At 65.1% G+C, this 19468-nt stretch carries 16 protein-coding genes and 1 pseudogene; 16 read left to right on the plus strand and 1 reads right to left on the minus strand.

The features are described from left to right. Position 1: 1 nt before the first annotated feature. From GPT34_RS02830 to GPT34_RS02895, 14 genes are all read left to right on the plus strand, one after another. Positions 2-793, plus strand: coding sequence for an SDR family oxidoreductase (locus GPT34_RS02830; protein WP_291009472.1), 792 nt, complete (start codon positions 2-4; stop codon positions 791-793). Positions 794-939: 146 nt separating this feature from the next. Next, positions 940-1368 (plus strand): PaaI family thioesterase, encoded by a 429-nt coding sequence (locus tag GPT34_RS02835; RefSeq protein ID WP_291009474.1) that lies wholly within the window; start codon positions 940-942, stop codon positions 1366-1368. Between the two features lie 4 nt (positions 1369-1372). Continuing rightward, positions 1373-2176 (plus strand): SDR family oxidoreductase, encoded by an 804-nt coding sequence (locus GPT34_RS02840; protein WP_291009476.1) that lies wholly within the window; start codon positions 1373-1375, stop codon positions 2174-2176. Between the two features lie 27 nt (positions 2177-2203). After that, the gene (locus tag GPT34_RS02845) at positions 2204-3217 is read left to right on the plus strand and encodes an NADP-dependent oxidoreductase (RefSeq protein WP_291009478.1); all 1014 of its coding nucleotides are present in this window, start codon (positions 2204-2206) and stop codon (positions 3215-3217) included. 134 nt (positions 3218-3351) lie between these two features. Then, positions 3352-5001, plus strand: a complete 1650-nt coding sequence (locus tag GPT34_RS02850) for an isovaleryl-CoA dehydrogenase (RefSeq protein WP_291009480.1) — start codon at positions 3352-3354, stop codon at positions 4999-5001. Between the two features lie 34 nt (positions 5002-5035). Then, positions 5036-5971 (plus strand): glutathione S-transferase family protein, encoded by a 936-nt coding sequence (locus GPT34_RS02855; protein WP_291009482.1) that lies wholly within the window; start codon positions 5036-5038, stop codon positions 5969-5971. A 5-nt stretch (positions 5972-5976) separates the two neighbouring features. Next, positions 5977-6450 (plus strand): GNAT family N-acetyltransferase, encoded by a 474-nt coding sequence (locus tag GPT34_RS02860; RefSeq protein ID WP_291009484.1) that lies wholly within the window; start codon positions 5977-5979, stop codon positions 6448-6450. 127 nt (positions 6451-6577) lie between these two features. Continuing rightward, on the plus strand, positions 6578-7483 hold the full coding sequence (locus GPT34_RS02865; RefSeq protein WP_291009486.1) for an SDR family oxidoreductase: 906 nt from the start codon (positions 6578-6580) through the stop codon (positions 7481-7483). A gap of 94 nt (positions 7484-7577) precedes the next feature. Then, the gene (locus tag GPT34_RS02870) at positions 7578-9251 is read left to right on the plus strand and encodes an AMP-binding protein (RefSeq protein WP_291009488.1); all 1674 of its coding nucleotides are present in this window, start codon (positions 7578-7580) and stop codon (positions 9249-9251) included. Positions 9252-9328: 77 nt separating this feature from the next. Continuing rightward, complete coding sequence (locus GPT34_RS02875) at positions 9329-11713, plus strand: Tex family protein (protein ID WP_291009490.1); 2385 nt, start codon at positions 9329-9331, stop codon at positions 11711-11713. Positions 11714-11855: 142 nt separating this feature from the next. Then, positions 11856-12683, plus strand: a complete 828-nt coding sequence (locus GPT34_RS02880) for an HDOD domain-containing protein (protein WP_291009492.1) — start codon at positions 11856-11858, stop codon at positions 12681-12683. Positions 12684-12783: 100 nt separating this feature from the next. Next, the gene (locus GPT34_RS02885; protein WP_291009494.1) at positions 12784-13608 is read left to right on the plus strand and encodes an HDOD domain-containing protein; all 825 of its coding nucleotides are present in this window, start codon (positions 12784-12786) and stop codon (positions 13606-13608) included. 130 nt (positions 13609-13738) lie between these two features. Then, positions 13739-14842 (plus strand): phospholipase, encoded by a 1104-nt coding sequence (locus GPT34_RS02890; RefSeq protein WP_291009496.1) that lies wholly within the window; start codon positions 13739-13741, stop codon positions 14840-14842. Positions 14843-14907: 65 nt separating this feature from the next. Continuing rightward, positions 14908-15882 carry a rhodanese-related sulfurtransferase gene (locus GPT34_RS02895; protein ID WP_291009497.1) on the plus strand — a complete coding sequence of 325 codons (975 nt, stop codon included), beginning with the start codon at positions 14908-14910 and terminating at the stop codon, positions 15880-15882. Between the two features lie 243 nt (positions 15883-16125). On the opposite strand, the gene GPT34_RS02900 is transcribed toward GPT34_RS02895, so the two are convergent. Next, positions 16126-17262, minus strand: coding sequence for an iron-containing alcohol dehydrogenase (locus GPT34_RS02900; RefSeq protein ID WP_291009499.1), 1137 nt, complete (start codon positions 17260-17262; stop codon positions 16126-16128). A 523-nt stretch (positions 17263-17785) separates the two neighbouring features. Between GPT34_RS02900 and GPT34_RS02905 the strand changes: the two are divergent. Together GPT34_RS02905 and GPT34_RS02910 are read left to right on the plus strand one after the other, a co-directional pair. Then, positions 17786-18480: pseudogene (locus GPT34_RS02905) on the plus strand (alpha/beta hydrolase). Next, on the plus strand, positions 18481-19350 hold the full coding sequence (locus GPT34_RS02910) for a YbgC/FadM family acyl-CoA thioesterase (protein ID WP_291009501.1): 870 nt from the start codon (positions 18481-18483) through the stop codon (positions 19348-19350). Positions 19351-19468: the final 118 nt, after the last annotated feature.

Consider the following 19468-nt stretch of genomic DNA (forward strand, 5'->3'; position numbering starts at 1 on the left):
CATGACCCGCACTGTTTCGCAACTCTTCGACCTCAAGGGCAAGACCGCCCTCATCACCGGTGGCTCGCGAGGCCTGGGTTTGCAAATGGCCCACGCGCTGGGAGAGCAGGGCGCCCGCGTGGTGATCAGCTCTCGCAAGGCCAGCGACCTGGAGGCGGCCACCGCTGAGTTGCAGGCCGCCGGCATCGACGCGCGCTGGATCGCGGCCGACTGTTCGAAGGAAGCAGACATCCAGCGCTTGGCCGACGAATCGCTGCAGCGTCTGGGCGAGATCGACATCCTGGTGAACAACGCCGGTGCCGCCTGGGGCGCGCCCGCCGAAGACCATCCGGTCGAGGCCTGGGACAAGGTGATGAACCTCAATGTGCGCAGCTACTTCATCCTGAGCCAGATCGTGGCCAAGCGCAGCATGATCGCGCGCAAGAGCGGTCGCATCATCAATACCGCCAGCATCGCAGGCCTGGGCGGCAACCCGCCCGAAATGCAGACCATCGCCTACAACACCTCCAAGGGCGCTGTGATCAACTTCACCCGCGCCCTGGCGGCCGAGTGGGGCAAGTACGGCATCACGGTCAACGCCATTTGCCCAGGCTTTTTTCCCAGCAAGATGACCATGGGCACGCTCAAGGCCATGGGCGAGGAAAAGCTCGCCGCACACGCGCCCCTGCGCCGCCTGGGTGACGATGAAGACTTGAAGGGTCTGACGGTGCTGTACGCCTCGGACGCTGGCAAGCACATCACCGGGCAATGGCTCGCCGTGGACGGTGGGGTCAGTGTGGTCACTGGCGGGTAGAAAAGGTCCACCCCCGCGCTGCGCGCGTCACCACCTCAAGGGGGCGATGCGAGTGGACCGGCAGAGCCTGTTCTACCGAATCCAGAACCCAGGCACGTCGTGCCGCCCATGTTTCGTCAACGGTTCGATTTCGATAAGACCACCACATGAAGTTTGAAGTTCGCATTCCTTTTGTTGACCTGCTGGGTTTCGAATTGCTGCGCATGGAAGGCGGTGAAGCGGAGATCGCCTTTTCGCCGGCCGACGACCATCTCAATTCGTTTGATGTGGTGCACGGCGGGGCCAGCATGACGCTGATGGACGTGGTCATGGCCCATGCGGCGCGGTCAGTCGAGCCCACCATGGGCTGCGTCACCATCGAGATGAAAACCAGCTTCATGCGCGCGGCCAAGGGGCCGCTGCTGGCCAAAGGCCGGCTGCTGCACCGCACCGCGACCATGGCATTCACCGAGTCCAGCATCTTCGACGCGGCGGGCAAGCTGTGCTGCCACGCCACCGGCACCTTCAAGTTCGTGGCCCGTTTGCCTGTGGGTCCCGGCAGCACTCAGCCCTTGAACCGCATTGCCACCGACTGAGCCCATGAACCAGCCGACCACCCCTCCTGTTGCCCTGGTCACGGGTGCCGCGCGTGGCATCGGCCTGGCGATTGCTCGCTGGTTCCTGGACCAGGGTCACCGCGTGGCACTCATCGATGTCGACGCCGAGACGTTGACCCAGACCGCGGCCCGGCTGAAGGATGCGCTGGGCGACCAGGCCCACCGTTTGCTGGCGCTGCACACCGATGTGTCCGACCCCGCTCAAGTGAGCGCGGCAGTACAAAAGACGGTGGAGGCCTTTGGACGCATCGACGCTCTGGTGAACAACGCCGGTGTGGCCACCTTCAAACCGATCGGCGAGACCAGCTTCGACGATTGGCGCTGGGTCATGGCGACCAACCTCGACGGCCCGTTCCTGTGCACACAGGCGGTGGCACCCACGATGCTGGCTCAGGGGGGTGGGTCGGTGGTCAACATCGCGTCGATCTCGGGTCTGCGCGCCAGCACGCTGCGTGTGGCCTACGGCACTTCGAAGGCGGCACTGATCCATCTCACGAAGCAACAGGCCGTGGAGTATGGCAACGCCGGCATCCGCGTCAACGCCATTGCGCCCGGCCCGGTGGAAACCGCCATGGCCAAGGCGGTGCACACGCCAGCCATCCGCGCCGATTACCGCGACACCATTCCTCTGGCCCGCTACGGCACCGAAGCCGAAATCGCCCACGCAGTGGGTTTTCTTTGCAGCGCCGAGGCCGGCTATGTCAATGGCCAGGTGCTGGCGGTCGACGGCGGCTTTGACGCCGCTGGCGTCGGCCTGCCCACCTTGCGCCGTCCCATTCAACCCTGAAACCCTTCCCAAACTGGAGACATTCACATGCCCACCAACCAACAGATCGTGCTCGACAACCGCCCCCAAGGCGAAGCCACCGTCGACAACTTCAAGCTCGTCACCACCGAGACGCCTGCATTGAAAGATGGCCAGGTGCTGGTCAAGCACCACTTCCTGAGCCTGGACCCCTACATGCGCGGCCGCATGAACGACAGCAAGAGCTACGCCGCCTCACAGGGCCTGGGCGAAGTCATGATCGGCGGCACCGTCGGCGAAGTGGTCGAGTCCAAGCACCCCAAGCTGGCTGTCGGCGACCAGGTAGTCGGCATGGGCGGCTGGCAGCAATACAGCGTGGTGGACGCCAACCAGCCCGGCGCGCTGCGAAAGGTTGACACCACCCATGTTCCGCTGTCGCACTACCTGGGCGCGGTCGGCATGCCGGGCGTGACCGCCTGGTACGGCCTGGTCAAGATCATCAACCCCAAGGCCGGCGAGACGGTGGTCATCAGCGCTGCCACCGGCGCGGTGGGCAGCGCGTTTGGCGCCCTGGCCAAGGCGCGCGGCTGCCGCGCGGTGGGCATTGCCGGCGGCCCGGAGAAGTGTAAGTACGCGGTCGAGGAGCTGGGGTTTGACGCCTGCATCGACTACAAGCAGCACAAGGACATGTACTCCCTGGCCAAGGCGCTCAAAGAGCACTGCCCGGACGGCATTGACGGCTATTTCGAGAACGTCGGAGGCATGATCCTGGACGCAGTGTTGCTGCGCATGAACGCCTTCGGTCGCATTGCCGTCTGCGGCATGATCGCCGGCTACGACGGCGCGCCGCTGCCGCTCACCAACCCGGCCCTGATCCTGGTGAACCGCCTCAAGGTTGAGGGCTTCATCGTCAGCGAACACATGGAAATCTGGCCCGAGGCGCTCACCGAGCTGGGCACCCTAGTCGCCACCGGCAAGCTGCGCCCGCGCGAAACCATCGCCGAAGGCATTGCCGCCGCACCCGAAGCTTTCCTGGGTCTGCTCAAGGGCAAGAACTTCGGCAAGCAACTGGTGAAACTTTGATCTCACCGCGCCGCCTGCGGCGTCACCCCCCAGGGGGCGCCACTGGCGGTCCAGCGTAGCCGGTTCCGCGGTGGCCTGGGTGAGCTCCCTTCCGGTATTGCGATGTCCTTAGCTCTCTCCCATCAGGAGACTCCATGAACGCGACGCATGAGGTTTTCAATCAACCTGAACCGTTGGTTGACGTGAATCTGTTCAGCGGCAATCGCGCGTTGCAGGCGGCGCTTGCGTTCAATGCGCCAGCGCTGGACACTGCGCCGTTGAGCGCGCTGGGTGAGCGCGTGGGCAGCGCGGCCATGCAGACCCACGCCCGCCTGGCCAATGTGTTCACGCCGCAGCTCAAGAGCCACGACCGGTTTGGCCACCGCATCGATCAGGTGGAATTCCACCCGAGTTACCACGCGCTGATGGCCGAGGCCACTGCCGCTGGTCTGCATGGCACACCCTTCGCCGAAATCGAACAGGCGACCGGCCATGCCCACCTTCAACGCGCGGCCGGCTTCATGCTCTTCACCGAGCTGGAGCCGTCCATGCTCTGTCCGATTTCCATGACCTACGCGGTGGCACCCGCACTGCAGGCCAACCACGCCATCTACCGCGACTGGGCGCCGCAACTCACCAGCCGCGCCTACGACCCGGCGCTGACCCTGTGGACAAACAAGCCCGGCGTGACTATGGGCATGGGCATGACCGAGAAGCAGGGCGGCTCGGACGTGCGGGCCAACACCACGCAGGCGGTGGCCGATGGCAGTGACCCCTGGGGCCAGCGCTTCCGCGTCACCGGCCACAAGTGGTTTTTTTCGGCACCGATGTGCGACGCCTTTTTGATCCTGGCCCAGACACCGTCGGGCCTGAGCTGCCTGTTCCTGCCGCGCGTGCTACCGGACGGCACGTTAAACCAGCTGTTCATCCAGCGCCTGAAGGACAAGCTGGGCAACAAGGCCAACGCGAGCTCGGAGGTTGAATTCGTGGGCGCTACGGCCTGGCTGGTGGGCGAGGAGGGGCGCGGTGTGCCGCAAATCCTGGCCATGGGCACGATGACCCGGCTCGACTGCGCCCTGGGCACCAGCGGTCTCATGCGCCAGGCCTTGTCGCTGGCGCTGAACCACACGTCGCAGCGGCAGGCCTTTGGCAAGCCACTGATCGAGCAGCCGCTGATGAAAAACGTGTTGGCCGATCTGGCGCTGGAGTCCGAGGCGGCGACCGCTTTGGCCATGCGGCTGGCGCGCAGCTTCGACAAAGCCGAGGACGCGCACGAGCGCGTGATGCAACGCCTGCTCACGCCGGTGGCGAAACTCTGGATCTGCAAACGCGGCAGCCACTTCGCCCAGGAGACCATGGAGTGCCTGGGCGGCAATGGCTATGTGGAGGAGGGTGGCGAGGGCATCATGGCGCGCATTTACCGCGAAATGCCGCTCAACAGCATCTGGGAGGGCGCGGGCAACATCATGGCGCTGGACCTGTTGCGCGCCTTGCGCAAGGCCGACGCCGCCGCGGCGCTGGCACACGAGCTCGCGCCAGCGCGTGGCATGCACCGCGCACTCGACCACCTGGCCGACACGCTGCCACTGCGCGTCGAGCAGATGGCCACCGAAACAGAAGCCCGCCGCCTGGCGCAAGCCGTGGCCCTGGCCGTGCAGGCCGCGCTGCTGGCGCAGACCGCGCCCGCCGAGGTGTTTGCGGCCTTCTGCGAGTCTCGCATCGCCGGACACTGGGGCCACACCTTCGGCAGCCTGTCCGCCGGCACCGACTTCGATGCAATCCTGGCGCGGGCCATGCCACACTGATCCACGATACCCACAACAACATTCGGAGACCCCAATGAGCGAGCTGATCTTTCACCACTACCCGTCGTCTCCGTTTTCGGAGAAGGTCCGCCTCATCATGGGCCTCAAGCAGCTGGCCTGGAAGAGCGTGCTGATCCCGCGCATCATGCCCAAACCCGATGTGCTGGCTCTGACCGGTGGCTACCGGCGCACGCCCATCCTGCAGATCGGCGCCGACATCTATTGCGACACCGCGCTGATCTGCGACGTGCTCGAACACCGCCAACCCGAGCCCACGCTGTACCAGCACGGGCGCAAGGGCCTGGCCCGCGTGCTGGCGCAATGGGCCGACAGCACCTTGTTCTGGGCCGCCATGGGCTACAACCTCAGCCCGACAGGGGCAGCGGCCATGTTCGCCGGGCGCCCACCCGAAGAAGCCAAGGCCTTCGCCACCGACCGTGGTGCGATGCGCACCGGCATGACCACGCCTCGCGCGGGTGACGCCACCGCGGCCTACAAAAGCTACCTGCGCCGCCTGGCCGACATGCTGGACCAACAGCCGTTTCTGCTCGGTGACGCGCCTTGCGTGGCCGACTTCGCCGCCTACCACCCGCTGTGGTTCAGCCGCGTGGTGAACCCCACCATGGGCGTGATCCTGGACGCCACGCCCGGGGTCATCGCCTGGATGGACCGCCTGCACGCGCTGGGCCATGGCCAGATGGAGAAATTCGACGCAGCCGCCGCCCTGGCGGTGGCTACCGCTGCCCAGCCCCTGCCCTTGGGTGACGAGGCCTTCCAGGATGAGCACGACATAGCTCTGGGCAGCCACGTCACCATCGCCGCTGAAACCTTTGGCCAGGAACCCACTGAAGGCATCCTGCGCGCCGCCACCCGCACCCGCTACACCCTCGAGCGCAGCGACGTGCGCGCAGGCACCTTGCATGTGCACTTTCCGCGCATCGGCTTTGTGCTGAAGGCCGTGCGCGCTTGAGCCACATGCCACCCCATCAGGCGCTGCGCTGGCGCTGCCTGACCTTTGACGAGCTGACGGCGGCCGAGCTGTACCGGGCGCTGCAATTGCGCGCCGAGGTGTTCGTGGTGGAGCAGGTCTGTGCTTTTCAGGACCTGGATGGCCGCGACGCGCACGCGCTGCACATGCTTGGGGAAACCGCCCATGCGCCCGAGGGCACGGCCTTGTTAGCCTATGCTCGACTGCTGCCAGCTCACACTGCCTTCGCCGAGGCCAGCATCGGTCGGGTGGTCACCGCCCCGCTCACCCGCGGCAGCGGCCTGGGTCACGGGCTGATGCGCGAGTCCATCGCCGAACTCCACCGGCGCTGGGGCGATCAGCCCATCCGCATTGGCGCCCAGGCGCACCTCCAAGCCTTTTACCGCCAGCACGGTTTCGAGCCGCAGGGTGAGATCTATCTGGAAGACGGCATTGACCACATCGAGATGATCAGAAACTGAATTCCCCTGCGCCGCTTCGCGTCTTCCCCCCAAGGGGACCACACCAGCGGCCCGGCAGAGCCGGTTCCGCGGTGTGTGCTGAAAGGCACCCTTCACCTACCCACCATCACACCCAGGAGACCTTTCCATGATTCAAGACTTCAAAGGCAAGACCGCCGTGCTCACCGGCGCGGGATCGGGCTTTGGCCTCGAGTGCGCGCGCATCGGTGCTGCACATGGCATGAACCTGGTGCTGGTGGATGTGCAGCAGGACGCGCTGGACGCCGCCGAGGCCGAGATGAAGACCGCCGGCGCCAAGGTGCTGGCGCGCCGGGTCGACGTGTCCGATGCGGCCCAGATGGAAGCCCTGGCGAGCGAGGTGCAGCAGGCCTTCGGAGCGCCGCACTTCGTGTTCAACAACGCGGGCGTGGGCTCGGGCGGCCTGATCTGGGAGAACTCGGTCCAGGACTGGGAGTGGGTGCTCGGCGTCAACCTCTGGGGTGTGGTGCACGGCGTGCGCCTGTTCACGCCCATGATGCTGGCCGCTGCCAAGGTCGATCCGACCTGGCGCGGCCACATCGTCAACACCGCCAGCATGGCCGGCCTGCTCAACGCGCCCAACATGGGCATTTACAACGTGAGCAAACACGCGGTGGTGAGCTTGACCGAGACCCTGTACCAGGACTTGAAGCTGGTGACCGACCAGCTGAGCGCCAGCGTGCTGTGCCCGTACTTTGTGCCCACTGGCATCAGCCACAGCCAGCGCAACCGCCCGAGCGCCATGGCTGACGAGCAGCCCACCCAAAGCCAGCTGATCGGTCAGGCCATGGGCGAAAAAGCGGTGAAGTCGGGCAAGGTGAGCGCAGCCCAGGTGGCGCAGATGGTGTTTGATGCCATGACCGCCGACCACTTCTACATCTACAGCCACCCAAAGGCCCTGGGCAACGCCCAGCAGCGCTTCGACGCCATCGTGGCCGGCACCAACCCGGCGGATCCGTTTGCCGAGCGGCCCGACATCGGCATGGGTCTGCGCGCCGCTCTTCGAGGGGGCTGACAGCAATCGGCAAGGCAGGCAAGGGTGTTTGCCGCGATGCGCATCTGCCGGCCATGGCGTCCAATGGCCGCCACCATCAACATGAGAGGCTTCCATGGGCACCGCGAAACTGCTGCTTGATCACATTTACGAACACGAGAAGGCCCAGGCCAGCCGCGTCTTCCTGACCCAGCCCACGGGTGGCGGCCAGGTGGTGGACTACACCTGGGCCCAGGTGATGGACCAGTCGAGGCGCATGGCCGCGCACCTGCAAGCCCAGGGCTTTGCACCGGGTTCGCGCATCGCCATCCTGTCGAAAAACTGCGCCCACTTCATCATGGCCGAGATCGCCATCTGGATGGCCGGCCACACCACGGTGGCGATCTTCCCGACCGAAACCGCCGACACGGTCAAGTACGTGCTGGAACACAGCGAGGCCAGCCTTCTGTTCGTGGGCAAGCTCGACACCTGGCCCCATCAGGCGCCTGGCGTGCCCGCCGGCCTGCCATGCATCGCCTTCCCGCTCGCGCCCGAGACCGATTTCGAGACATGGGACGCGATCGTGGCGCGCACCGAGCCCGTCACCGGCCAGCCCGCGCGCGGCGCCGACGACCTCGCGCTGCTGATGTACACCTCGGGTTCCACCGGCACGCCCAAAGGCGTGATGCACAGCTTTGCCAGCGCCTCGGCCGCGGCCACCGGCATCGCCGCCAGCCTGCGCAGCAATGTGCAAGGGGATATCCGCGTTCTGTCCTACCTGCCGCTGGCCCACATCTTCGAGCGAGCCTGGATCGAGTGCGGCTCTTTGATCGACGGGCAGGTGCATATCTTCTTTGCCGAGTCGCTTGACACCTTCTTGGCCGATCTGCAGCGTGCGCGGCCCACCGCCTTCATCTCGGTGCCCCGCCTCTGGTTGAAGTTCCAGCAAGGCGTGTTTGCCAAGATGCCGCCCAAGAAGCTGGACCGGCTGCTCGGCATTCCCATTCTGGGCCGGATCGTCGGCCGCAAGGTGCTCACCGGTCTGGGCCTGGAGCAGGTGAAGTTTGCCGGCAGCGGATCGGCGCCGATTCCGGCGGATCTGATCACCTGGTACAAGCGCCTGGGCTTGAACCTGAACGAAGGCTATGGCATGACCGAAGACTTTGCCTACTCGTTCACCTCGAACGATGCGCAAAGCGCTCCCGGCTACGTGGGCGTGGCGTTGGCGGGGGTGGAGGGTCGCATCAGTGCGGAGGGCGAGATCCAGGTCAAGTCGCCGGGGCAACTTGTCGGCTACTACAAGCAGCCCGAGCTGACGGCGCAGTGTTTCACCGAAGACGGCTTTTTCCGAACCGGCGATCTGGGCGAAATCCGCGACGATGGCCTGCTCAAGATCACCGGCCGCGCCAAGGAGCAGTTCAAGACCGCCAAGGGCAAATACGTGGCGCCGGCCCCGATCGAGAACCGTATCAACGCCCACCCGATGGTCGAGCTGTCCATCGTCTCCGGTGTCGGCCAGCCGTCGGCCTACGCCATGGTGGTGTTGAGTGAAGCCCTGCGCCCACGCCAGCACGAGCCGGCGCTGCGCCAGCAGGTGGAGCAGGAGTTCACCCAGCTGCTCGACCAGCTCAACGCCCAGGTGGCCGACTACGAGCGGCTGCAGATGATCGTGGTCGTGAGTGAACCCTGGAGCATTGAAAACGGCTGCCTCACGCCCACCATGAAGATCAAGCGGACGCGCATCGAGAAGATGGTCGAGCCGCAGATGGAGAAGTGGTACCAGAACAAGCAGAAGGTGCTTTGGGCCTGAGCAGGAAGAGGGTACCGGCTGTGGCAAACTGACGCTTGTCATTCCCCAACGGCACCATTCGGTGCCTTTTTTTTGTCATGCAGAAAATCATCGCGCAGATCGCGCAGGAAATCCGGATTCAGGTGCAGCAGGTGCAGGCCGCTGTGGACCTGCTCGACAGCGGCGCCACCGTGCCGTTCATCGCCCGTTACCGCAAAGAAGCCACCAACGGGCTGGACGACATCCAGCTGCGTGAGCTGGAGGCGCGCCTGAGCTACCTGCGCGAACTCGAAGACCGCCGAGCTGCCGTGGTCAAAGCCATCGACGAGCAAGGCAAGCTCACCGACGCGCTGCGCGCGGCGATCGCCGCCGCCCCGACCAAGCAGGAACTCGAAGACCTGTACCTGCCGTTCAAGCAGAAACGCCGCACCAAGGGCCAGATCGCCCGTGAGTTCGGGATTGAGCCGCTGGCCGACAAGCTCTGGGCCGACCCGACGCTGGACCCGGCCACCGAGGCCGCTGCGTTCACCAGGCCACCCGAGGTGCTCGATGACGGCAAGCCTGGCGCCGATTTCTCCACCGTGCCCGCGGTGCTCGACGGCGTGCGCGACATCCTGAGCGAACGCTGGGCCGAAGATGCGGCCCTGGTGAAATCGCTGCGCGAGTGGCTCTGGGACCAGGGCCTGTTCAAGAGCAGCTTGCTACCCGGCAAGGACGAAAACCACCCCGATGTGGCCAAGTTCCGCGACTATTTCGATTACGCCGAGTCGATCAGCCGCGTACCCTCGCACCGGGCGCTGGCCGTGTTCCGTGGCCGCACCCTGGAGATTCTGGACGCCAAGCTGGTCTTGCCAGAACCCCAGCCGGTGGCGACCACCGGCACCAAGCCCGCAGCGGCGGTGTCGCTGGCCGAAGGTCGCATCGCGCTGCATCTGGGCTGGCGCCACCAAGGCCGTGCCGCCGACGAACTGCTGCGCAAGTGCGTGGCCTGGGCTTGGCGGGTCAAGCTCAGCCTGTCCAGCGAACGAGACCTGTTCACCCGCCTGCGCGAGAGCGCCGAAGCGGTAGCGATCAAGGTGTTTGCCGACAACCTGCGCGACCTGCTGCTGGCTGCGCCGGCAGGCCCGAAGGTGGTGATGGGGCTGGACCCGGGCATCCGCACCGGCGTGAAGGTAGCCGTGGTCGACGCCACGGGCAAGCTGGTGGACACCGCGACCGTCTTTCCGCACGAACCCCGGAGAGACTGGGAAGGATCCCTGCACACACTCGGCCAGCTCGCGCGAAAGCACGGTGTGAACCTAATTGCGATTGGCAACGGTACAGCCAGCCGCGAGACCGACAAGCTGGCCGCCGACCTGATCAAGCTGCTGGAGAGAGCCGGGCAAGGCGGGGTGCAGAAGGTTGTGGTCAGCGAGGCCGGCGCTTCGGTGTACTCCGCGAGCGAATTTGCCTCGCAGGAAATGCCCGATGTGGACGTGAGCCTGCGCGGCGCAGCCAGCATCGCACGGCGCCTGCAAGACCCGCTGTCCGAGCTGGTCAAGATCGACCCCAAGAGCATCGGCGTCGGTCAGTACCAGCACGATGTGAACCAGAGCGAGCTGGCGCGCACGCTCGAAGCGGTGGTGGAAGACTGCGTGAACGGCGTGGGTGTGGACCTCAACACCGCGAGCGTGCCGCTGCTCTCCAGGGTGTCGGGCTTGTCGCCGACCGTGGCAAAGGCGGTGGTGCGCTGGCGCGAGGCTCATGGCGCGTTCAGAAGCCGCCAGCAGCTGATGGACGTGGCCGGCCTGGGTGCCAAGACGTTTGAGCAAAGTGCCGGTTTTCTGCGCATCCGCGGCGGTGACAACCCGCTGGATATGACAGGCGTGCACCCGGAAACCTACCCGGTGGTCGAGCAAATCATGCAACAGACTGGTCAGCCGGTGACCGCACTCATGGGCCGGACCGACATGCTCAAGGCCTTGCGTCCGGAGCTGTTCGCCAACGAGCGCTTTGGCATCATCACGGTCAAGGACATCCTGACCGAGCTGGAAAAGCCTGGCCGCGATCCCCGTCCGGATTTCCAGGTGGCGCGCTTCAACGAGGGCGTGGACGATATCAGCGACCTTCGCGAGGGCATGATCCTGGAGGGCACAGTGAGCAACGTGGCCCAGTTCGGCGCCTTTGTAGACTTGGGCGTGCACCAAGACGGGCTGGTGCACGTGAGCCAGCTGGCCAACAAGTTCGTGAACGATGCACGCGAGATCGTGAAGACCGGCGACATCGTGAAGGTGAAGGTGATGGAGGTTGATGTGGCGCGCAAGCGCATCGCCTTGTCGATGAAGCTCGACGCTGCAGCCCCTCGGCGCGATGCGGGGATGCCGCGCGACAACCGCTTTGAGCCGTCACGCCAGCGCGATGGACGTTCGACCGGCGCTGGAGCGCCGGCTGCATCGGCCATGGCCTCGGCTTTTGCGCGCCTGCAAGGGCAGGGCAAACGCTGATCCCGGCCTGCCCGGGTCGTGCAGCCCAAAGATGGGTGTGAAATCGAGCGCAATTGGCTGGTTTCCAGAGGGCTGCGCAGCTCAAGTATGGGGGGGACAGGTCGATACAAAAGGCATTCAAACCTGACCTGAAGCCTTCCCCATGCAACTGGAAGCCCTGCTCAACTACCCTCGCGCCTTGCCGGCCATGCCCCGCGCCGTCACCGACCTGCTGGGCGAGATGAACCAGGAAGACCCGAGCCCACGCCGCATCGGCGAGCTGATATCGCGCGATCCAGCGCTCACCACCCGGGTGCTGCGACTCGCCAACTCCGCCTTTTTTCGCGTCAGCCGCAAGATCGGCAGCGCCGACGAGGCGGTGGCCCTGCTGGGCCTGACCCACGTGCGCTCCCTGGTCATGGCCGCGGCCCTGGGCTCGAGCTTCAAAAACGTGCCCGGCATCGATCTCAAACAGTTCTGGCGCTACAGCCTGCGCGTGGCCGACATTTCGCGCTCGCTGGCCGGCGTGTTGCGGCAAAACGAAGGCAACGCTTTCACCGGTGGCCTCATCCACGGCATCGGGATCCTGATCATGCACATTGCGATGCCCGAGGACATGCTGCCGCTGGACATGGCCACGCCGCCGCTGGATCTGCAACGCGCTGCCGCCGAAAAAGCCCAGCTGGGCTACTGCTACGCCGAGGCCGGCGCCGGCATGATCGAGAAATGGCAGTTCCCACCAGAGATGGTGTCTGCGCTGGCCAACCAGATCGAGCCCTTCGAGGGAGAGGCCTACGACCCGCTGGCCGGTCTGCTGAACCTGGCTTCCTGGCGAGCCCGCGCCGAAGAACTGCAGCTCGACAGCAGTGGCCTGGCCTCGACTTTCCCCGATATGGTCGGCCTCACCCTGGGCCTCGACTTGGACAGCGTGCTCGGCAAAGATCCATCGGAATGGTCGTTCAGCAATGCGCTGGGCGCTTTTGTCGGTTAAGCGCCTTTTTTTGCCAATCCGCCTCAAGTTTTCCTACAGACCACCGAAAACTTCCTTAAACCAGGCTTTGTCCATATCGCAAACCACCAGGCAGCACACCATGCAAATCGAAAAGCTCCTTAAGCAGCCCAATGCACTCCCCGCTGCACCAAAGGTGGTGCGCAAGCTGATTGCCACCTTCGATCAGGAAGAAGTGGACATGAGCCAGGTGGCGGCCCTGATCCAGGACGATCCGGTGCTCACCGCCAAGCTGCTGAAGATGGCCAACTCGGCGTTTTTTGGCCTCACCCGCTCGGTGTCCAACGCCAAGGAAGCCATCAACGTCCTAGGCCTGATCAAGGTCCGAGCGCTGGTGATCGCTGCCTCGTTCGGCGAGGGATTTCACTGCGTGGGCAGTGTGAACATGAACCAGTTCTGGCGCTACAGCCTGAACTCGGCCAACCTGGCTCGCTACATCGCGCTGCCGATCCGCATCGACGAGAGCACAGCCTTCACCTCCGGCCTGATCCACAACATCGGTGAGCTGGTGATGCACGTCGGCATGCCCGAAGCGATGATCGATCTGGAGCGCAGCGTGCCCATGCTCGATCTCAAGCGGGCCAATGCCGAAAAAGGGCTTTTCGGCTACAGCTACGCCGACGTTGGTGCTGCGCTGGCCAGAGAATGGCACTTCCCCAAACGCATGATCACTGCCATCGAGCACCAGTGCGCACCGTTTGAAAATGAAACCTACGAGCCGATTGCCGGCGTGGTACACATCGCGTCCTGGCGCGCCCGGGCCGAGGAAGGTCACATGCGCAGCGAAATGCTGATCAACACGTACCCGGATCCGGTGGGTCTGGCGCTGGGCATCGACCCGGATATCGTGGTCGGCGAGGAGAATCCGGCGCTGACCCGTACCGAAGACGCGTCTGAGCCAGCCTGAGGTCAGCCAACGCTGGAGCTGTCCGCTGGAGCGGCGAGGCCAAGAGCCTCTATCTTCAAAAGGGCTCTGTGAACCTTGTCTGGGTTGATGACCCAGTGTCCGAAGCGGGCGTCGGCGACAATCGTTGCCCATGGCTTCCCGTTTTCAGGCGCTTCGCCTCTACGCCGGCCCGAAAGCCTGGCAACACATCAATAGGCATGGCCTGCAGCCGCAGGACGTGGGCATCATTCCGGCCGCGGCCGGCGGCCCCAAAGGTCTGATCCTCGGACCCATTGACCGCTTTCTGTTTGGTGACTGGTTGCCCAGATCCCAACAATCGGTCGACCTGGTGGGCGCCTCCATCGGCGCCTGGCGCATGGCCACGGCCTGCCTCGATCGCGCGGTGCCGGCCTTTGAGCGTCTGGAGCGCGACTACATCCGCCAGCACTACGAGCTGCCACCTGGGCAGAAACGGCCCAGCGCCGACCAGGTGAGCGGGCAGTTTGGCGAGAACCTGAGGCTGTTCTACCGCGGCCGCATCGCCGAAGTCATACAACACCCGCGCTACCGCCTGCATGTGGTCACCTCGCGCGGCCGCCATGTGTTGGGTCGGCAGGGGCCGGTGCGCACGCCCGTGGGCTACCTGGGCGCGTTCGCCGCCAACGCGGTGCACCGCAAGGCGCTGGGCGCCTGGCTGGAGCGGGTAGTGTTCTCGTCTCCGGGCGACGCAACAGCCGCAGTACCGCTGCCCTTCGCCACCCAGGATTTCCGCACCCGGCAGGTGCCGCTGTCCGAAGCCAACTTCATGGATGCCTTGCAGGCCAGCTGCTCCATCCCGTTTGTCCTCAACGCGGTGCACGGCATCGAGGGTGCACCGCCTGGCGCCTATTGGGACGGCGGCATCACCGACTACCACTTGCACCTGCGCTACCAGCCTCAGGCGGCAGCGCCCATCGTGCTGTACCCGCATTTTCAGCAGCAAGTAGTGCCCGGCTGGCTGGACAAGGTCTGGAAACGGCGCCACCGGGCCAGCCCGGCGCTGGACGCCATGCTGGTGATCGCGCCCAGCCCCGTGTGGGTGCGCAGCCTGCCCAACGGCAAGCTGCCCGACCGCACCGACTTCACCCGCTACGGCCCCGACCTGGCCGCCCGCGTCGCCGCCTGGAGCGCGGCCACCGCGGCCAGCGTGCAGCTGGCCGAAGAGCTCGCCGCATGGCTGGAAGACCCAGATCCCGCGGTGGTCGAGCCGCTGTAAGTCCCAGAAACAGGGCGCTTTCTGCGCCAGGGGTGCGGCCAAGCAGGCTCAAGGGATAATTTCGCATGCACCCGAAGACCTCTGCCCCCCAGCCTGCCGCCAGCGCGCGCTACCTCACTGCTGCGCTCTACCAGTTCGTCGATTTGCCCGATTTTGCCGAGCTGCGTGAGCCGCTGCATGCCTGCTGCGAGCGCCACGGCGTCAAGGGCACGCTGCTGCTGGCGCGGGAAGGCATCAACGGCACCATCGCCGGCTCCGAGGCGGACGTACACGCGGTGCTGGCCCATTTGCGCGCCGATCCGCGCTTGGCAGGCCTTCCGCACAAAGAATCCTGGAGCGATAAGCCGCCGTTTCTGCGCATGAAGGTGCGCCTGAAAAAAGAAATCGTCACGCTGCACGTGCCCGGCCTCGATCCGAATCAAACCGTGGGCCAGTACGTCAAGCCGCAGGACTGGAACGCCTTGCTGGCCGACCCTGAGGTGCTGGTGGTCGACACCCGTAACGACTACGAGGTGGCCATCGGCAGCTTTGCCGGCGCGGTCAACCCTCACATCAAGACCTTCACCGAGCTACCCGCCTGGTTGGATGCGCAAGACCGGCTGCGGGGCGAGGCCGGCAAAAAGACCAAGGTCGCCATGTTCTGCACCGGCGGCATCCGCTGCGAAAAATCCACCGCACTGATGAAGATGCGCGGTTTTGAAGAGGTCTACCACCTGCAAGGCGGCATCCTGAAGTACCTGGAAGAGGTGCCTCGGGAGAGCAGCCAGTGGCAGGGCGAGTGCTTCGTGTTTGACGAACGCGTCAGCGTCGGCCACGGCCTGGCGCCCGGGCCTCACGAACTGTGCCGCTCCTGCCGCTGGCCACTCGGCGTGGCCGACAAGGCCTCAGCGCACTACATCAAAGGCGTGAGCTGCGAACACTGCCACGATCTCAGAACCCCGGAAGAGAAGGCCCGTCTGGCCGAGCGGCAACGGCAGGTGGAACTGGCCGAGGCACGGGGAGAGGTGCATGTGGGTGCCCGCATGCCCCATCTCGAATAAAGCACCTTCATCTTTAGACTTCACATGCGATATCGACAAAACGATGTTGTTTTATAAAGAAAATATGGCCCATAAAAATCGCTGATAGACAGAATCAGTCAGACTGCGCCTCAACTCATCATCAGAGGCGTCTGAATTTAAGATATCACCTCATAAACAAGAGAAAGACCATTGTTTTAAAACGACTTTTAGATTATTCAATTTGCTTATACCTGCTCACCAAAGAGGAGAGGCAGCCGATGATCACATCGCCGCTTCCAGCATCGCCAGGTAGTCGGCAGGCGTGGCGATCCTTGGATTGGTCTTGTGGCAGTGATCAGCCAGGGCCCCTTCAATGACCCGGTCAAACAGGTCGGGTGTCACCCCCATGGCGGCCAAGCCGGAAGGCAGTCCCAATCGGGCATTCATGGCGGTGATGGCGCCGGGCACTTCGCTGCCTTGACCCAGGCCCATGGCGTGGGCCATGCGATCCAGGCGTCGCTCCTTCTTCATGGATTCGGCCTCGGCGTTGAACCGGATCACGGCGGGCAAGAACATGGCGTTGAGCGTGCCATGGTGCAGGCGCGGGTCCACACCACCCAGGCTGTGGCTCAGCGAGTGCACACAGCCCAGGCCCTTCTGGAACGCCATGGCACCTTGCATGCTGGCGCTCATCATGTTGAGCCGGGCCTCTCGATCGCTGCCGTCGCGGGTGGCGCGCTTGATGTGGGCCCAGCCACGCGCCAGACCATCCAGCGCGATGCCATCGGCCGGCGGGTTGAAGGGCTCAGCCATGAAGGTTTCCATGCAGTGGGCAATGGCGTCCATGCCGGTGGCAGCGGTGAGCATGGGTGGCAAACCCAGCGTGAGTTCGGGGTCGAGCAGGGCGGTCTTGGGCACCAGAAACCAGCTGTGAAAGCCGAGCTTGCGGCCGTCCTCTACGATCACAATGGCACCGCGCGCCACCTCGCTGCCGGTGCCCGCCGTGGTCGGTACGGCAATGATGGGAGGCACTAGATCAGTGATCTTGGCTGAGCCACCCTCGATGGTGGCGTAGGTCTTGAGCGGGCCCGTGTGGACCGCAGCGATGGCTGCACCCTTGGCGCAGTCGATGGCGCTGCCACCACCCAGCGCGATCAGGCCGTCGCAATGTTCGGTCTGGTATACCTGCACCGCTCCACGCACGGCGGCTTCGGTGGGGTTGGACGGTGTGGCGTCAAACACGGCGGGCTTCAGGCCGGGCAGGGCAGCCAGCACCTTGTCGACCAGGCCGGCGGCCTTGACCCCGGCGTCGGTCACGATCAAGGGCCGGGTGATGCCGACCCGCTCACACTCGGTTTGCAGCTGCGACACGGCGCCGAAGTCGATCAGGATGTTGGTGATGTACAGAATCTGGGCCATGAGGATGTCCAAGCCCCCTGCGCCGCTTCGCGTCTTCCCTCTGGGAGACCACACCTGTGGCCCGGCGAAGCCGGTTCCACGGTGTGCGCTGGGGGCGCTGCTTCGATGGGGGCAACAGTGATGCCCAGCGCAACACTAAGGTGACTATACGGGTCTGCGCGCCGAGCGCGGCGTCACTCGCGGGTCACCCGCATCCGGGTGCTCGGGGCGGGCGAGGGCAGAATGGCAGCGCATGTCCTACCACCCCAACCCACGCGCCCTGCTCACGCCAGCCATGCGGGGCGTGCTCGACCGCATAGCCCGCGCAGGTCACCCGCCCATGCACGCGCTGACGCCCGCCCAGGCCAAGCTGGCCTATGAGGCAGGCGCTGGCGTGCTCGACATCCCGCTGCACAAGCTGCCCCGAGTGGAAAACTTGCGCATTCCCACGCGCGATGGCGCCAGTCTGCGAGCACAGCTGACCGCACCCGCCAGCGAGCAGCCGCTGCCGGTGCTGCTGTACTTTCACGGTGGCGGCTTCACCGTGGGCAGCATGGCCACCCACGAGCCGCTGTGCCGGCACCTGGCTCATCTGGCCCATTGCGCGGTGATCTCGGTCGACTACCGACTCGCCCCTGAAAACCCGTTTCCCGCTGCCGTGCACGACGCCTGGGACAGCCTGTCCTGGCTTCGCGAACGGGCGACAGCAATGGCGCTGGACAGCCAGCTCATCGCCCTGGGTGGTGACAGCGCCGGTGGCACGCTGGCGGCGGTCACCGCCATTGCAGCGCGCGACGCAGGCTGGCCGCTGGCGCTGCAACTGCTCTTCTATCCAGGCACCGCAGGTCACCAGGACACCGCTACACACACAAGACCTTTGCCCAAGGCTTCCTGCTGGAAGAACCGCACATCAGCTACTTCTTTGGCCATTACCTGCGCAGTGCGGCCGACCGCGATGACTGGCGCTTTGCGCCACTCGACGGGGTGGACGACACCGGCCACCCGCGCGACCTGGACGGCGTGGCACCCGCCTGGATTGGCCTGGCCGAATGCGACCCGCTGACCGAGGAAGGCGTGCTGTACGCCGATCGCCTGCGCCTGGGTGGCGTGGCGGTGGACCTGGAGATTTACCGTGGCGTGGTGCACGGCTTCATCCAGTTTGGTCGGGCCATTCCCGAGGCCATGACCGCCCACAACGACGCGGCGCGCGCCCTGCGCCAAGCCTTTGGAGCCCATTGAATGACCACCTCACTCTGCCGAGCCGACTTCCGCTTCTTTCACCGCCTGCGCGTGCGATGGGCCGAGGTGGATATGCAGAAGATCGTGTTCAACGCGCACTACCTGATGTACTTCGACACCGCGATCGCCGACTACTGGCGCGCACTGGCCCTGCCTTACCAGGCCACCATGGACAGCCTAGGTGGCGACCTGTATGTGGTCAAGGCGACGGTGGAGTTTCATGCCTCGGCCGAGGTCGACGACCAGATCGAAGTGGCCATGAAGTGCACCCGCATCGGCAACTCGTCCATGGTCTTCACCGGCGCCATCTTCCGCGGTGAGCAACACCTAATATCGGGTGAAATCGTGTATGTGTTCGCCGACCCGGCCAGCCAGACCTCGCGGCCTGTGCCCCCCGCTCTCAGAGAAACCCTGCTGGGCTACGAGGCGGGCGAGCCAATGCTGGTGCTGAAGACGGGCGACTGGGAAACGCTGAGGGCTGACGCGCAGCGCATCCGCACCGAGGTGTTTGTTCAGGAGCAGCAGATTCCCAAGGAACTGGAATGGGACGCGGCCGATGCCACGGCGTTGCACGCGGTGGCCTACAACCGGCTGGGTGAAGCCGTAGCCACCGGGCGGCTGCTACCACACCAGCCCGGGGTGGTGAAGATCGGCCGCATGGCCGTCAACCGGGTGCTGCGCGGCGGCCAGGTGGGCCGCCAGGTGTTGCACGCCCTGATGGACGCTGCGGCCCAGCGCGGCGAACGCGAAGTGATGCTGCACGCCCAGCGCAGCGCCGAGGGTTTTTACCGCCGATTGGGCTTTGCGCAACGCGGCGAACCGTTCGAAGAGGCTGGCATTGGCCATGTGGAGATGTTCACCAGGCTGTAACCAGCCGTGACCGGCTCGGGCGAGCTAGGTAAGGGCAGCCAGGGATGCGGCGACAATAGCCGGCTGCAACGGCACGGCATAGGCACGCTGTCTGCGGGCCGCGCGCCAATCAGCGCCG

It is taken from the genome of Hydrogenophaga sp., assembly GCF_011390835.1.
GTDB lineage: Bacteria > Pseudomonadota > Gammaproteobacteria > Burkholderiales > Burkholderiaceae_C > Hydrogenophaga.

Coding starts and splice junctions, on each gene's coding strand:
- GPT34_RS02885 (WP_291009494.1), top strand. CDS start 12,784: ATGCAAATCGAAAAGCTCCTTAAGCAGCCCAATGCACTCCCCGCTGCA.
- GPT34_RS02845 (WP_291009478.1), top strand. CDS start 2,204: ATGCCCACCAACCAACAGATCGTGCTCGACAACCGCCCCCAAGGCGAA.
- GPT34_RS02875 (WP_291009490.1), top strand. CDS start 9,329: ATGCAGAAAATCATCGCGCAGATCGCGCAGGAAATCCGGATTCAGGTG.
- GPT34_RS02870 (WP_291009488.1), top strand. CDS start 7,578: ATGGGCACCGCGAAACTGCTGCTTGATCACATTTACGAACACGAGAAG.
- GPT34_RS02830 (WP_291009472.1), top strand. CDS start 2: ATGACCCGCACTGTTTCGCAACTCTTCGACCTCAAGGGCAAGACCGCC.
- GPT34_RS02910 (WP_291009501.1), top strand. CDS start 18,481: ATGACCACCTCACTCTGCCGAGCCGACTTCCGCTTCTTTCACCGCCTG.
- GPT34_RS02865 (WP_291009486.1), top strand. CDS start 6,578: ATGATTCAAGACTTCAAAGGCAAGACCGCCGTGCTCACCGGCGCGGGA.
- GPT34_RS02880 (WP_291009492.1), top strand. CDS start 11,856: ATGCAACTGGAAGCCCTGCTCAACTACCCTCGCGCCTTGCCGGCCATG.
- GPT34_RS02840 (WP_291009476.1), top strand. CDS start 1,373: ATGAACCAGCCGACCACCCCTCCTGTTGCCCTGGTCACGGGTGCCGCG.
- GPT34_RS02850 (WP_291009480.1), top strand. CDS start 3,352: ATGAACGCGACGCATGAGGTTTTCAATCAACCTGAACCGTTGGTTGAC.
- GPT34_RS02895 (WP_291009497.1), top strand. CDS start 14,908: ATGCACCCGAAGACCTCTGCCCCCCAGCCTGCCGCCAGCGCGCGCTAC.
- GPT34_RS02890 (WP_291009496.1), top strand. CDS start 13,739: ATGGCTTCCCGTTTTCAGGCGCTTCGCCTCTACGCCGGCCCGAAAGCC.
- GPT34_RS02855 (WP_291009482.1), top strand. CDS start 5,036: ATGAGCGAGCTGATCTTTCACCACTACCCGTCGTCTCCGTTTTCGGAG.
- GPT34_RS02835 (WP_291009474.1), top strand. CDS start 940: ATGAAGTTTGAAGTTCGCATTCCTTTTGTTGACCTGCTGGGTTTCGAA.
- GPT34_RS02900 (WP_291009499.1), bottom strand. CDS start 17,262: ATGGCCCAGATTCTGTACATCACCAACATCCTGATCGACTTCGGCGCC.
- GPT34_RS02860 (WP_291009484.1), top strand. CDS start 5,977: ATGCCACCCCATCAGGCGCTGCGCTGGCGCTGCCTGACCTTTGACGAG.